Genomic DNA, 14,173 nt, shown 5'->3' on the forward strand with positions numbered 1-14,173 from the left:
ACAAAAATTTCATCCTAATTTCATTTATATGTGAAAAGCTGAAAATAAATGGCCATTTTAAGGATATAAGCTCTATGAAACCAATTTCATTGAAAACAGGCTTTGCAGCGCTGATGTTGACCGCCACAGCCGCTTTTACCAGTGGAGTGCTTGCAGCTTGTTCAAATGCCCCTTCCAGTGAAAGTCCCGCCCCAAATGTTACGGCTGCAACCGAAGCAAACAACAAGCAAGACGTGGTACAAGGCGGTGGCATGGGTGGCATGAATCATGGCATGAATCATGGCATGAATCACGATATGTCAATGGATTTAGGCCCTGCTGATGCCGACTACGATTTGCGATTTATTGATGGCATGACAGTACACCATCAAGGTGCTGTAAACATGGCTCAAGATGTGCTTAAACAATCCAAACGCCCGGAAATGAAAAAACTTGCCACTGATATAATTGCTGCTCAAAACCGCGAAATAAATCAAATGAAAGAGTGGCGAAAAACTTGGTATCCCAAAGCCAGCAGTACGCCGATGGCTTATCACGCTCCCATGGGTCACATGATGGCAATGACTCCCGAACAAATGCAAAGCATGATGATGAGCATGGATTTAGGGGCCGGTGACGACCAATTTGACTTGCGATTTATCAATGCGATGATTCCTCACCACGAAGGAGCTTTAGTGATGGCCCAAGATGCTTTGAACAAGTCAAAACGCCCAGAAATGAAGAAATTAGCTCAAGAAATTCTGACTTCGCAAAAGCAAGAAATTGAGCAAATGAAACAGTGGCGGCAAGCTTGGTACAAACAGTAATTTAGCAGCCCTAAACAAAACGTGACCCAAATCCCGAAAATGAGTGACATTAATCACAGTAGCTCAAGAGTTAAGAAAATACTTGGTTCACAAAAGCAAGAAATTGAGCAAATGAAAAAGTGGCGACCACCTTGGTAGACCAAGTAATGTAGCTCGACTGTGGCTGTCAGCATTTGTCTGACTCCACCTCAGTTTCTTGAGAGTACCTACACATACTGTAGATAATGGAGCCGCCCTACCTCTAAAGTAGTATAAACTTACGTAATAATACTGTAGACAATTGCTCATCTCTACCTCTAAAGTAGTAGGTAAGTCAGTAAAAAGCTATATGGATAGAGAGGGTAGTGTATGATATTGAATAGCTTGGAATTAAACAACATTTATAAGTCAAATGCAGCCGTAGATGAGCTACTGAGCGCATTGACAAAAGAAATTGCAGCGCCAGCAGAGATAAAAAAACCTGAAAAAAATCTAAAGCATAATCGCTTGTCATTAGGCGAAACTTATCTTCATATTTTAGAATCTGGTGGGCATCTGGGCTGCTGAGGCGAAATTTCATCCTAATTTCATTTGACCCTGAAATACTAGGTTGAGTAGAGCATTTCTAGCTCTTGGTCATTGCTTAGCGGTCGCTTCTTGGAAAATGCTAATAAGTAACTTTACTTAATGGGTATCAGTTACTTACCTTGGCAAAATACCTACTGCTAAACCTGTGGCACTCAACCTGATTTCAAGGACAATGCCAACGATGATATTCCACAAATATGCTCAATATCCGGCAATTATTAGCAGCTTTTCGGGAAGTTTGTTCAGCCTAATTTTGCTAAGTTCTCCTGCCGCTGTTTTTGCCCACGCTGGCCACGGAGATGAATTTCACCAAAGCGGCGAAACAACTGAAACTCCTGCTGCTATTTCTGTCGATGCCGAAACAGCAAAACGATTAGGTATTAAAGTCTCCCCTGCCGCCCGCCAGCGACTAGATATCGGCATTAAAACCACTGGACAAATTGAAACTTTACCCAACCAAAAAGTAGAAGTGACGGCTCCTGTTGCTGGCAAAGTAGTAGAGTTGCTGGTTAAGCCTGGGGACAAAGTATCAAAAGGTCAACCGGTGGCGGTTTTATCGAGTTCAGAATTAGGACAGTTGCGGGTTGAATCTCTCTCAAAACGTGCCGAAGCTGAGGCAGATTTGCAGCAAGCCGAAGGCGATCTCAAACTAGCACGAGAAAATTACGATCGCCAAAATCAAATATCCGCAGCAGAAATCGCCCAAGCCCAAACCCAATTGGCAGCGGTAACTAAGCAGTACCAGCGAGAACAAGAATTAGTAAATAATCGTTCCGTGGTGCAAGCCGCTCAAGAAAACTATCAGCGTCAAGTTGAAATAGCGCAAGCAGAAATAGCGCGGGCAGAAACTGAACTGACGGTGGCTAAAGAACAGTTCGATCGCGACAAAGAATTAGTGGCATCAGGGGCGATCGCGCGGCGCACAATGCTGGAATCGCAAGCCCACTTCGCCGAAGCACAAGCCGCTGTTGCTAAGGCAAAAAGCCGTCCTGAAGTTATCAAAGCCCAAACCGAAATTAAACAAGCCGAAGTAGACCTCCCAATGCGGGAATTGCGGGAATCTCAAGGCAGAGTAGCAGACGCAAAAGCTCAACTTACCAGAGCTCTGAGCCGTCGGGAAGTCCTAGAAGCCGAGAACCAACTCAAACGCGGCAAAACTGCCGTAGAAGTCGCTCAGTCGCGCATTCGCTTGGCTGATGCAGCCTATCAAGCGCGGCTGCAACAATTAGGAACTGTTGCCAACGATCGAGGACTCGTTACCGTAGTTGCTCCGATTTCGGGGACTGTAGCCGATCGCTTCATCACCCCAGGAGAGTCAGTAAACCCTGAAAAACCGTTGATGAGTCTGTTAAATGACAGCCGCGTTTTTGCCACAGCCAATATTTACGAAAAAGACCTGAATAAAGTAAAACAGGGTCAGGAAGTGAGGGTAAAAGTCGCTAATTTACCCGATCGCACTTTCAAGGGAAAAATCGCCTTAATTGGGTCATCCGTGTCAGGAGAAACGCGGGTTGTGCCGGTGAAAGCAGAACTAGATAATATTAACGGTGAATTAAAGCCAGGACTGTTTGCTGAGTTGGAGATTTTAACAGACAAAACTGCCACAAATCTTTTAGCAATTCCGAGTGCGGCGGTAGTGGATGTTAGCGGGAAAAAAACCGTTTACGTCCAAAATGGCAATGCTTATCAAGCGGTTGAAATTGAACTCGGTCAAACTGCGGGAGATTTAGTTGAAGTTAAGAGGGGTTTATTCGAGGGAGATTTGATAGTAACGCAGCGAGCACCTCAACTTTACGCACAATCTTTGCGCGGCGGGAATAAACACTCAGAAGACGAGGAAAAGAAAGAGACATCTCCAAAGGCAACAGAGGTTAATTTTAATAATTTACCCGTGTCTTTATGGTGGGCGGCAATAGGGGGAGGAGTTGCGATCGCATCCCTAACTTTCACAGCCGGCGTGTTGTGGGGAAATCGGCGCAAATTGCCAGCAATAGCAGCGGATTCTGGAAACAATGCTGCAAATAATGGTTTTTCCGCCTCTACATCGACCTGGGACGATGAATTGCTGTTACACAATAACAACCATCACGTTAAAAATGCAGAGACAGAAGTCAATCGATTTTAGATTTTAGATTTTAGATTTTAGAATTGAAGCATTGACTTGCGCGAGATAAATACGTTCGGCAAGTTTCATCGGATACAGGTTTTTTATTTCTGGTTTCTGAGTCTGCTTTCGGAATGAATCCGGGGGCTTGTATCCTGGATGCTTTCGGTCAAGAGTTTAAAGTAACAGCACGACACGGAAGTCACGGATAGCTGTTTTTATCAATTCCCAATTCCCAATTCCCAATTCCCAATTCCCAAATTATTAAATGTTCAGCACAATTCTTAGATGGGTAATTAACCGCCGCTGGCTAGTCGTTATCGCCACCATTATTATTAGTCTTTGGACATTGTATATCATCCCCCAAATGTCCCTTGATGTCTTCCCTCCTTTTGCACCCCCGCAGGTGGAAATTCAGACGGAAGCACCGGGGCTCGCGCCGGAAGAAATCGAGTCTTTGGTAACACTACCGATCGAAAGTGCGATTAATGGAACTCCTGGGGTGACAGCAGTGCGATCGTCTTCTGCTGTGGGCCTTTCTTCGGTTAAGGTAATCTTTGATTGGGGAACTGAAATTTATCAAGCGCGGCAGTTGATAACAGAACGGTTGCAGCAAGCTGAAAGCAAACTCCCGGCTGGGGTAGAAACACCGCAAATTTCTCCCACAACTTCTCCTGTGGGCACTGTTATTACCTATGCTTTTACCTCGGAAACTACTCCTTTGATGGAAGTGCGCCGTCTGGTTGATTGGCAAGTCACAAATCGCCTTTTGGCAGTGACAGGCGTTGCTCAAGTGGTGGCTTACGGGGGCGAAGAAAGGCAGTATCAAGTATTAGTAGAACCTGCAAAGTTGAAAGCTTTTAATGTGTCGTTGCAGCAAGTTGCTGAAGCGGCGGCGGCTGCGAATGTTAACGCGCCGGGGGGCTATTTAATTACGCCGGATCGAGAAACTTTAATCCGGGGGGTGGGGCGAATTGAGTCTGTGGAAGATTTGCAGCAATCGGCGATCGACTCTCGCCACGGAACGCCCGTCAGAATTAGTGATGTAGCTGATGTCAAGATTGGTGCTGCAATCAAGCGGGGCGATGGCAGTTTTAACGGCAAAAAAGCTGTGATTGTGATGGTAAACAGACAGCCAGTTGCTGATACTCCGACGGTAACGAAAGCAGTTGAGGCAGCAATGGCCCAGGTGCAGGAAGCCCTGCCCAAAGATATTAAAGTTACTGTGACTTTTCGACAGGAAGAATATATTAATTCCTCGGTGGAGAATGTGCGATCGGCTTTAGTTGAAGGCAGCATCATTGTCACCCTTATTCTCATCCCGTTTTTGATGAATTGGCGGACTCTGGCGGTTGTTTTGCTGGATTTCTTTCTGACTTGGCTGTTGGCGCTGCTGGCGATGTATTGGCTGGGGCTGGGGCTGAATACGATGACTTTGGGGGGTTTGTCGGTGGCGATCGGCACTGCGATCGACGATGCGATCGTCTACGCGGAAAATACCTACCGCAACTTGAGAGAAAATACGTCTTCTCTTCATCCTCGCCCGGTGATGGATGTGATTTTTGATGGCAGTGAGGAGGTGCGCGATTCGTTAATTGGAGCGACTGTTATTGGCATTGTGGTGTTTTCTCCTATTTTTACTTTGCCCGGTGTAGAAGGTCGAATTTTTACGCCTATGGGGATTACTTATCTGGTAGTTGTGGTGATTTCTAGTCTGGAATCGCTGTTAATATCTCCGGCCCTTTGTGCTATCTTGTTGCCTACCAAACGCATGAGTGCTGCGGAACCTTGGCTGCCGAGATTTTGCAAGAAAATATATCATTTTTCGATAAATTTGTCAATGCGCTATTCGGGGATTATTTTAGCTTTAGCTGCTGCTAGCATGGTGGCTACATTAATTATCTTGCCTTCCTTTGGACGGGTGTTTTTGCCGGAGTTTCAGGAGCAAACTTTGGTGAATACTATTATGCTTTATCCGGGGGTGTCTTTGGAGACAACAGATAGCGCGGCTTTTGCTATTGAAGATGCACTTAAGGATGATACCAGGTTTGAATACGTGCAAGTGCGATCGGGCAGGGCTCCGGGAGATGCGGATGCTGCGGGAGTCAATTTAGCTCACATTGATATCGGTTTGAGCGAGGAGGGCATGAAAAACAGGCCGCAAACTTTGGAATCGCTGCGGCAGGAGTTTGGTAAATTGCCGGGAGTTGCACCAAATATCGGCGGTTTTATTTCTCACCGGATGGATGAGGTTTTATCTGGTGTCAGAAGTCAGATTGCTGTTAAAATCTTTGGCCCGGATTTGGATCAGCTTCGCAGCATCGGTGCCAAAGTTGAAGAGCAAATGAAAACAGTGGAAGGCATTGTGGATTTGCAACTCGAACCCCAGGTGCCAGTGCAACAAATTCAAATTAAGTTTAACCGTCAAGCTGCGGGTAGATACGGTTTAAAAATCGGAGAACTTTCGGAAATAATTGAGACAGCTTTAAACGGCAAGGTTGTTTCTCAAGTTTTGGAAGTGCAGCAAACTTTTGATTTAGTTGTTTGGTTGCAGCCTGAAGCCCGAAACAACCTAGAAACTATTCAGAATTTGTTGGTTGATACTCCAAGCGGCAACAAGATTCCCCTCGCCCAAGTTGCGACTGTTAAATACGGTACGGGGCCCAATACGATTAACCGCGAGAATGTTTCTCGCTTGATTGTGGCAGCGGCTAATGCTAAAAATAGGGATTTGCGATCGGTTGTGAATGAAATTCAAGCTAAAGTCAAACGAGAGGTGCAGTTGCCTTTTGGCTATTTTATCCAGTACGGCGGTCAATTTGAAGCAGAACAAAGAGCTTCGCAAAATATTATGATATTTAGTGCGATCGCCTTTTTGGTAATTACTGTATTGATGTACTTGTCAGTCAAGTCAATTCCTTCAACTGCTATGATTATGATTAATTTGCCGATCGGATTAGTAGGAGGAGTAATTGCGGTAGCTTTGACTGGCAGCATCATCTCTGTAGCTTCTTTAGTTGGCTTTGTCACTTTATTTGGCGTTGCCACCCGTAACGGCTTGCTTTTAGTAGACAACTACAACACTAAATTTGCTGAAGGACTGCCTTTTAAGGAAGCAATTATTAAAGGTTCGATGGAACGGCTCAATGCCATCTTGATGACTGCTTTAACTTCAGCTTTGGGTTTAGCACCTTTAGTCTTTGAAGGCGGGGCGGGAAAGGAAATTTTGCAACCGCTGTCAGTAGTAGTTTTAGGAGGGTTATTTACTTCTACAGCACTAACTCTGTTAGTTTTGCCAGCTTTGTATGCTCAATTTGGGCATTTTTTACGACCTCAAAAACCTCAGCCCGTTATTGAAGACGGCAAGGTAGTTAAAGCTGAAATAGCAAACTGATAAACCCTACTGAACTCCCTCAATCAAACTGCAAAGTTCCTCGCTATCGGGATTATCAGAAGCTCGATTTGTCCAAAGTTTTTTATAAGTTTATAACTCAGCTTTGAACGCACTCATGCGCTGATTTTCCTCCTCAAGGGAATCTATTTTGTGACTTAATAAGTCTTGCACTAGCGGACAAGCTGTTATTCCTTGACGGCGAGATGCCAAAATTTGCTGATTTTCTTGAAGAGAAAAGTTGAGTCTTTGAGCTTTCTTGATACATTGCACTTGTCTGGCAGCATCGGCTGTGTAGTAACGATAACCGCTACTGTTGCGTAAGGCAGGTTCCAGTAAACCTAAGCTTTCATAAGCTGTGCGGCATTTAAAGGAGGATAGTAGGGTGCGTCAGTAAATAAGCGTTTCCCATGTATAGTGAGTGTTATAGCTGACGCACCTTACCGGAAGCGTTAATGGTTTAAATGCGTAACAGCTTAGTATCGCAGAGTGCCACAGCAATACCAGTTGGCTTGTCTAGTTCTCCAATTTTTAGTAGCTGCTTTTCTAGGGATTCTGTTTCAATTTTTGTCACAGCAGTTCTAGGTAAGTCTGAACCCTATCATTATAGCGGTAGCCACTTTCACTTTTTTGTGCTGGTTATAGTCACCCAATTTTTTATTATAAAATGCTCTATTTTGTCAATAATTATAGTATATCAAAAAGCAGCCATAACTCAAAATTGAGTTCGTGCTGCTGTCGGATATTCTCTTGCTTATCCCATGCAAATATAAACATTACTTATACCCTGGATTGTTTTCTATAAGTTTTAAAATCAATGAACCTGACTTATTTCACCAAAATTTCATTCTGGCGTTGCAAGCTTGTAATTAGGCAAAGATGCCCTCTGGCTAATTGATAAGTATGATCTCGCGCTCGGATGATGAAATTTCCCGCAGGCAAGCAAGATAGATGACCTTGACTAACTACCGTGTATTTTGGAGGATCTAAATCAATGATTCAACTTTTACAAACAGCGCTGAAATCATCCCTAGCTCGCGATATCACCGAGGCAATTGGACAGGTTCCCATTGTTCGTCTCAATCACTTGAGCGAACTCTGTCAGCATCACGAATTTTATCTCAAATTAGAATCCTGTAATCCCGGTGGCAGCATTAAAGAGAAAAATGCTGTATGTCTGGTTCAACACGCAGAACGTACCATGTTACTCGCCCCCGGCGGCACAATTGTTGAATCTAGTTCTGGTAATTTCGGCATTGGTTTAGCAATGATTGGTGCCGCGCGAGGCTATCGCGTGATGATTGTCATCGATGCTAAAACACCGCCCCCGATTCGGCGAATGCTGGCTGCCTATGGAGCAGAATTGGTAGATGTCCCCCTGAGTGCGGCAGATGCCAACGGATCGATGCAAGTGGCGAGGATGAAGAAAGCCAAAGAACTCGCCGAAACCATTCCTGGTGCCTGGTATCCTTGCCAGCACCGCAATTCCGAAAACCCAACTGCCCACGAGCAATTTACTGCTCGCGAAATCGAACAGGCTTTTCCCGTCGCACCAGATGTTATCGTTATTGGGATTAGTACGGCGGGACAATTGGCGGGAATTAGCCGATATTTTAAACAGCGTCATCCCCAAACTCGAATTGTCGGCGTAGATGTGGCAGGTTCGGCTATTTTTGGCACGCCGTCTCACCCCTATAAAATGACTGGATTGGGGTTATCTTTTGTACCGCCCAATTTTGATCCAATGGTACTGGATGCAGCGTATTCTGTGAACGATCGCATTGCCTTTTCTGTTTGTCATGCCCTGGCACGTCGAGAAGGCTTGTTGTTAGGAGCATCCACAGGCGCTATCGTTGCCGCTGCCCTAGCTTACAGCCAGCAGCATCCTCATTCTCAACGTATGGTACTGTTGAACCCGGATCGGGGCGATCGCTATCTCGAAACAGTATACAATCCAGAATGGCTGTCCCAACAAGGGATTGAAATCTTGGAACAAAAAGCCCTCACCGCTACAATTAACGCCCTTCAAAGCGTCCCTCTTACCCTCGTGCGACAGCAACAACCTGCATAAACAATGACCTTAAAGGCTTCTCAAAGTCCGTCTAAAATCAATCTGCTAGATTTGTGGCGGCAATTTATTCCCCTCTCCCTCAGCGATGTGGCAATGGCTTTTGGCGATCCGATGATGACGGCTGCCCTAGCTCATTTACCCGATGCACGGGTGAATTTGGCCGCCGTAGGCATTGCCAAAGCCCTTGCGGTCTTTTTTGAAAGTCCGATTATTATGATTCTGCACGCCTCGAATGCGCTTGCACCGAATGGGCGATCGCGTCGGGCCTTGTGGCGATTTACGCTTTTAGCAGGGGGTGGACTGAGTGCGTTACTGTTGCTGCTGACGCTGCCGTTTATTTTCGCCACGCTGGGGGGGACGCTGTTAGGAATTCCACCCCAATTGCGGCAGACGGTGCAGACTGTGTTGATGTTAATGTTTCTCTGGCCTTTGGCGATCGCGTGGCGGCGTTATTTCCAAGGATTGCTCATCCACACAGGTCATTCTCAGGCGGTTGCCAAAGCTAGCATGGTTCGTTTGTTAATTGTAGCCCTAGCGTTATGGGGCGGATTTGTGTTGAAAATGTCAGGCGCACTGCTGGCGGGGACTGCTTTGATCGCGGGGGTTCTCTCAGAGGCGCTGGTTGTAACCATTGCGGCGCACCGGCTCGGAGCCACTCGTCTGCCTCGACCAATTGATTCTGAGTTAAAGCTACCCACCAATCTCAAAAGTGTGTGGAATTTCTACTGGCCTTTAGGCTCTTCAATGCTGGTAGTCTGGGGTGGACGTGCCGTCCTGGTGGGAATTATTGCCCGCGCCCAAGACGCTAATATTGCATTGGCGGCTTGGCCTGCGGCTTGGGGATTGGTTTTGGTGATTGCCAATGCGACTCGCATGGTGCAGCAGGTGATTATCAAAAATCGAGATCAAGTGAGCGATCGCCAATTAATTGCATTTGCCCTCAGTGTGGGTGGATTTTGTTCGCTACTGTTGTTTTTAGGTAGTACAACGCCATTTGGGTTGCAGGTTGTGCAAAGTTTTATCGGGAACGATGAAGCCCTGGTTGAGAGTATCCGTCCCGTATTGCTGTTGTGCGCGTTTGTACCCCTTCTGGTGGCCGTGCAAAATGCTACTCAAGGTTTTTTGGTCGGGTCAGGTCAAACCAAAGGTCTGAATTATGCAACTTGGATTGGCACGACTATACTGCTTTTAGTTGCGTTCGGTGCAGTTCAGCTTGGGGCATCGGGTGCAATTGCGGCTGCGAGCGCGATGATTATTTCTTTAACAATAGAAGTATCCTGTCTCGCGTTCAATCTACGCAAACAATTATAGCAACCGCTTTCGTCGCCGCCGGACGCAAGGCGTAAGACATCATTGATCGCATGGAGTAAACCATCAAAATTTTGAGAGCTCGCTAATCAGTATTTACTTCTTGGCATCATCATTAGTTTCCCCATCGCCATCGCTTTAATTGTCAATTACAGTGGGCGGGGTGACAACCCCGTCAGGGTGTTATACTATCTCATAACTTACTTGTGTACACACTATATGTAGTGTGCACACAAGTAATATCCCACTATTCGAGAATCTTTGAAAAAGTGGTCAAAGCTTAGAAGCAGGGTAAAAGAGCAATTAGGAAACTAGCTCCGAGATTTGATATGAGTAAATATGATTTTTGAACGACTTTTTAGTAGCTGCTGTTCTAGGGGTTCTGTTCCAAATTTTTTCATAGCAGTTTTAGGCACTTTCAGTTTTTTGTAGTGGTTATAGTCATCTAATTTTTTACGATAAAATACTCTATTTTGTCAAAAATAATATTGAAAAAAAAAGCAGCAATCACTTAAAATTGAGATCGTGCTGCTGTCGGATATTCTCTTCCTTATCCGGCTAAAAATTCGCGATGGAATCTACACGCAGTGGGGAAAAAAGGATTATTTATCGCAATTAGCTAGCGGGCAGTCAGGAGTAGGAGTAGTGCAGGGGCCGACAGCAAAGACAACAGCGGCTGTACCTGCTGTCAAGAGAACTGCCGTCAAAGTTGCGAGAGTGAATCGTTTAGCCTGAGTTGCTTTAATCATGAATTTTTACCTGGGCATCTAGGATCGAAAAGTTTCTTTGGGAAACTATAAATAGCCTAAACCCTCAAGTCGGCTATAGAGTCAAGGGGAGAAGCATTAAGAATTATAAAAATATTTAATTTCCGAGGTCGCAAGCCGAATACTTGTATGAAAGTGTGAAGATTTCATCCGGGTTTCATTTCTGGCTCTCATACTTTTTAATCATTGTACGCAAGGACTCAAACAAATGAAATCGCTCAAATCCAATATAATTGTTCTAGGAAGTGTCGGATTGCTGTTTTTGGGAGCTTGCAATCAAGGCGAGAAAGCCAGCGAGCCAAATAACAGCCCGACATCCAATCCAGCAGCCTCTCAAACTGTGCCTTCACCTCCAAATGCTTCCCCGGCAGCAACAGCTAAAACAGAGCATACGAAAACATCTCAAGGAGGTCAAGTTGTCGAGTCGGGAGCTTATTACTTAGAGTTTCTAACTCAGAGACAAGCCACCGGAACTCACTTAGATCTTTATTTGAAAAAAGGGGACAAACGCGAACCAGTTACCGACGCCAAAGTCATCGCTCAAGTGCAGTTAGCGAATGGAAAACCACAAACTCTGGAACTCAAATACGACGCTGAGGGCAAACATTACTACGGGATGTTTCCAGGTACAGAAGCCGGACAATATCCAGTGAAAGTGACTGCGGATATTAACGGAGAAAAAGTTGACGGTCGTTTTACCTTCAATCAATAGATGGCTGATTTCCTAATGCGCTCTAATTTATGGGCGCATTAGTTATTAGCAACAAACAACTGCCTCCTGCATTTCGACTACAAAGCCGATCGCGTTTCGATCGCACTTAATTTCTTATTTCGTTTCCTATGTTTTTTTGAATGGGAAAAACACTCGACCTGCCAAACTTTGGAAGTAGATGCCACCGACAGTACCTAAAAACATCAAATAGGCGATCGCCTGCATGACATAGAGCTTATCCGTGTAGCCAAACAACGCACTCAACAACAAACCGGGAAACTTTTCTTCGGGAAGCAGTTTTGAGGTATTCCAGACCATTGGCCCGAGAATCCAAGAGTGGATTTTAGGAAATCTTTCGTAATAGAAACACAGTGATGCTGATTCGCGATTTGATTGCGATAAAATATTCACCGCGCTGTCAAATAATCCCAAAGTAGATACCACTAAACCCGCTACAATGAAGAGCAATAAAACGCCCATATATTTGAAAAACAGGCGGATATTAATTTTGATTCCCCATTTAAACAGCAGGACACCCAGTGCGGTGGCTGAGATAAGGCCCGCCCAAGCGCAGATCGCCGGAATAATCCCTTGTTGAAACTTGGCAACGACAAACAAAACTGTTTCAAATCCTTCGCGTAAAACGGCAATCAAAACTAAAGTAAATACGCCCCAGCCAGCATGAGAGTTTTGCGTTAAGGCGGCACTCACAGCACCTTCTACTTCGGCTTTCATAAATCGCGCTTGCTTGGTCATCCAAATCAGCATCCAGCTCAGCATTGCGATCGCTAAAACTCCAAAGGTTGCCTCTAGCAGCGATTCCATAATCGGTGCAAAAGGCTGATTGGATGCGGACAAAATTTGAATTGTCCAGCCGAACATTACACCTATCAAAGCACTGGCAATAAGTCCAACGCCAACGCCGCCGAAAACCCAAGGACTTAAATAACTTTGTCCTGATTTTTTGAGGCAAGCGAGAACGATTCGGACAACTAAGGCGGCTTCGACTCCTTCGCGGAGAGTAATTACAAAGGTGGGCAATGCTTCGCCAAAATTCCTTTTTTATGGTGGGAATGGGACTGGTTAAGGAGCGAGGTAATTGGCAGATTATTTACCAATTACCGCTGTTGATGGGAGTAATGTTTTTAAGATGCGGGTTTGAGAACTTTTTGGCTGTCGCTTTCGATCTTTTTAACTAGCTGGTTGACTTGTTCGGTTGTTTTAACTGGGGCGGGGGGTGCGATCGCAGTTGGCCAATTTGCCTTCAGTTCCGTCATGTTGGCAACAATTGCTTTGTCAATTTCCGGGCTGGTTTTAGCCAATTGAGCGGCAATATCTTTGTACAGCATTTCCGCGTACATGACAAAACCCCGCGAATCTTGGTATTCAATAATTGCGGAAATTTTGCCGTTAGCAACTGCCGCTGCGTATTCGGAATTAGCTGTATCTAGCAAGCCGTTAATCACTTGCAGCACGAATTTCGGATCTTTTCGCTGCGCTTCGGGGAGGGTGGCAATTGCTCCGTCAACTGCTTGCATTGATGTGTCAAATTGTGCATTCACTTGAGCCGGATCTTTTGCACCCGCTTTAACTAAATCCTGCAATTTAGTTAGAGTAGTCTTAAATTCGGGAATTTTACGCTCGTTTAGCTGATTTTCGACATTGGCATAAATTTCTTCGACTGGATGCCCGATGTGAGGTTCTGCCTGGTCTGGTTTGCCTTGCTCCAAGAGTTCTTTTGCTACCATAAGATGCCCTTTCATCAATCCCATGTTAGTCATGAAGTCTACATCTTTGGCTTCACCGGTGAGGACGACATCTTCAATAGTCACCATGTCTTTGATTTCGTCGAATTGGGGTTGAGTAATGACATTTTTTGATACCAATTCTTCGACTTTCCCGTAAGGACGGCTGGCTTGAATTTTGTTAGAAAGTGCCGGTACTCCTAACTTGGCTTCGAGTTTATCTAACTCTGAAGGAATGGCAGTATTGATGTTGATGCCGCCTTTGCCGCCGTGATTCCCGCTGTGACCGCTTGTGGAGGCGGGACTGGCTGTAGCAGCGGGTGAGGCGGTGCTGTCGGTGTTGCTGGCTGTGGGGGTGGAAGCGCAACCGGTCAGAGCAACGAGGATGGCTGTAGCGGTTGCTGTAGGTAATAAACGATATCTTGCAACATTTGCAGCAACCCTGCTACGGGCGGGCGAGACGCCCACCCCACAAGAAAAGTCATTGTTTGTGGAACAGGCATCTTGCCTGTTCTTGGGGACGCGCACCCCACAAGAAAAGTCATTGTTTGTGGAACAGGCATCTTGCCTGTTCTTGGGGACGCGCACCCCACAAGAAAAGTCATTGTTTGTGGAACAGGCACCTTGCCTGTTCTTAAGAATGGTGCAAGATGTGAGTAATAAACGAAATGTTGATAACATGGCTGTTGCTAATTTTTACGT

General features: G+C 45.5%; 10 protein-coding genes and 1 pseudogene. 7 read left to right on the top strand and 4 right to left on the bottom strand.

Annotated elements, in window-relative coordinates; translation table 11 throughout:
* The first annotated feature begins 74 nt into the window (after positions 1 to 74).
* From QUB39_RS20365 to QUB39_RS20380, 4 genes are all read left to right on the top strand, one after another.
* Positions 75 to 806, top strand: a complete 732-nt coding sequence (locus QUB39_RS20365) for a DUF305 domain-containing protein (RefSeq protein ID WP_333208624.1) — start codon at positions 75 to 77, stop codon at positions 804 to 806.
* A 348-nt stretch (positions 807 to 1,154) separates the two neighbouring features.
* Positions 1,155 to 1,352 carry a hypothetical protein gene (locus QUB39_RS20370; RefSeq protein WP_333208625.1) on the top strand — a complete coding sequence of 66 codons (198 nt, stop codon included), beginning with the start codon at positions 1,155 to 1,157 and terminating at the stop codon, positions 1,350 to 1,352.
* A gap of 202 nt (positions 1,353 to 1,554) precedes the next feature.
* The gene (locus QUB39_RS20375; protein WP_333208726.1) at positions 1,555 to 3,498 is read left to right on the top strand and encodes an efflux RND transporter periplasmic adaptor subunit; all 1,944 of its coding nucleotides are present in this window, start codon (positions 1,555 to 1,557) and stop codon (positions 3,496 to 3,498) included.
* A 247-nt stretch (positions 3,499 to 3,745) separates the two neighbouring features.
* On the top strand, positions 3,746 to 6,871 hold the full coding sequence (locus tag QUB39_RS20380; protein ID WP_333208626.1) for an efflux RND transporter permease subunit: 3,126 nt from the start codon (positions 3,746 to 3,748) through the stop codon (positions 6,869 to 6,871).
* Between the two features lie 90 nt (positions 6,872 to 6,961).
* On the opposite strand, the pseudogene QUB39_RS20385 reads toward QUB39_RS20380, so the two are convergent.
* A pseudogene (locus QUB39_RS20385) lies at positions 6,962 to 7,213 on the bottom strand (MerR family DNA-binding protein); the annotation flags it as partial.
* 649 nt (positions 7,214 to 7,862) lie between these two features.
* Here QUB39_RS20385 and QUB39_RS20390 point away from each other — a divergent pair.
* Both QUB39_RS20390 and QUB39_RS20395 read left to right on the top strand, forming a co-directional pair.
* Positions 7,863 to 8,939: a cysteine synthase family protein gene (locus QUB39_RS20390; RefSeq protein ID WP_333208627.1), complete on the top strand. Its 1,077-nt coding sequence runs from the start codon at positions 7,863 to 7,865 to the stop codon at positions 8,937 to 8,939.
* A 3-nt stretch (positions 8,940 to 8,942) separates the two neighbouring features.
* On the top strand, positions 8,943 to 10,250 hold the full coding sequence (locus QUB39_RS20395) for a hypothetical protein (protein WP_333208628.1): 1,308 nt from the start codon (positions 8,943 to 8,945) through the stop codon (positions 10,248 to 10,250).
* A gap of 599 nt (positions 10,251 to 10,849) precedes the next feature.
* Here the strand turns inward: QUB39_RS20395 and QUB39_RS20400 are convergent.
* Complete coding sequence (locus QUB39_RS20400) at positions 10,850 to 10,996, bottom strand: porin (RefSeq protein WP_333208629.1); 147 nt, start codon at positions 10,994 to 10,996, stop codon at positions 10,850 to 10,852.
* 226 nt (positions 10,997 to 11,222) lie between these two features.
* Between QUB39_RS20400 and QUB39_RS20405 the strand changes: the two genes are divergently transcribed.
* Positions 11,223 to 11,726, top strand: coding sequence for a hypothetical protein (locus QUB39_RS20405; RefSeq protein ID WP_333208630.1), 504 nt, complete (start codon positions 11,223 to 11,225; stop codon positions 11,724 to 11,726).
* A 126-nt stretch (positions 11,727 to 11,852) separates the two neighbouring features.
* Here the strand turns inward: QUB39_RS20405 and QUB39_RS20410 are convergent, their stop codons facing one another.
* Entirely contained in the window at positions 11,853 to 12,767 is a 915-nt protein-coding gene (locus QUB39_RS20410; protein ID WP_333208631.1) for an FTR1 family protein, read from the bottom strand.
* Positions 12,768 to 12,871: 104 nt separating this feature from the next.
* Positions 12,872 to 14,152, bottom strand: a complete 1,281-nt coding sequence (locus tag QUB39_RS20415) for a helix-hairpin-helix domain-containing protein (RefSeq protein WP_333208632.1) — start codon at positions 14,150 to 14,152, stop codon at positions 12,872 to 12,874.
* Positions 14,153 to 14,173 lie beyond the last annotated feature (21 nt).

It is taken from the genome of Microcoleus sp. AT8-B5, assembly GCF_036705565.1.
Taxonomy (GTDB): Bacteria; Cyanobacteriota; Cyanobacteriia; order Cyanobacteriales; family Microcoleaceae; genus Microcoleus.

What these genes read in the sequence shown, in the direction of transcription:
- QUB39_RS20365 (WP_333208624.1), top strand. Translation starts at nt 75, where the DNA reads ATGAAACCAATTTCATTGAAAACAGGCTTTGCAGCGCTGATGTTGACC.
- QUB39_RS20370 (WP_333208625.1), top strand. Translation starts at nt 1,155, where the DNA reads ATGATATTGAATAGCTTGGAATTAAACAACATTTATAAGTCAAATGCA.
- QUB39_RS20375 (WP_333208726.1), top strand. Translation starts at nt 1,555, where the DNA reads ATGATATTCCACAAATATGCTCAATATCCGGCAATTATTAGCAGCTTT.
- QUB39_RS20380 (WP_333208626.1), top strand. Translation starts at nt 3,746, where the DNA reads ATGTTCAGCACAATTCTTAGATGGGTAATTAACCGCCGCTGGCTAGTC.
- QUB39_RS20390 (WP_333208627.1), top strand. Translation starts at nt 7,863, where the DNA reads ATGATTCAACTTTTACAAACAGCGCTGAAATCATCCCTAGCTCGCGAT.
- QUB39_RS20395 (WP_333208628.1), top strand. Translation starts at nt 8,943, where the DNA reads ATGACCTTAAAGGCTTCTCAAAGTCCGTCTAAAATCAATCTGCTAGAT.
- QUB39_RS20400 (WP_333208629.1), bottom strand. Translation starts at nt 10,996, where the DNA reads ATGATTAAAGCAACTCAGGCTAAACGATTCACTCTCGCAACTTTGACG.
- QUB39_RS20405 (WP_333208630.1), top strand. Translation starts at nt 11,223, where the DNA reads ATGAAATCGCTCAAATCCAATATAATTGTTCTAGGAAGTGTCGGATTG.
- QUB39_RS20415 (WP_333208632.1), bottom strand. Translation starts at nt 14,152, where the DNA reads ATGTTATCAACATTTCGTTTATTACTCACATCTTGCACCATTCTTAAG.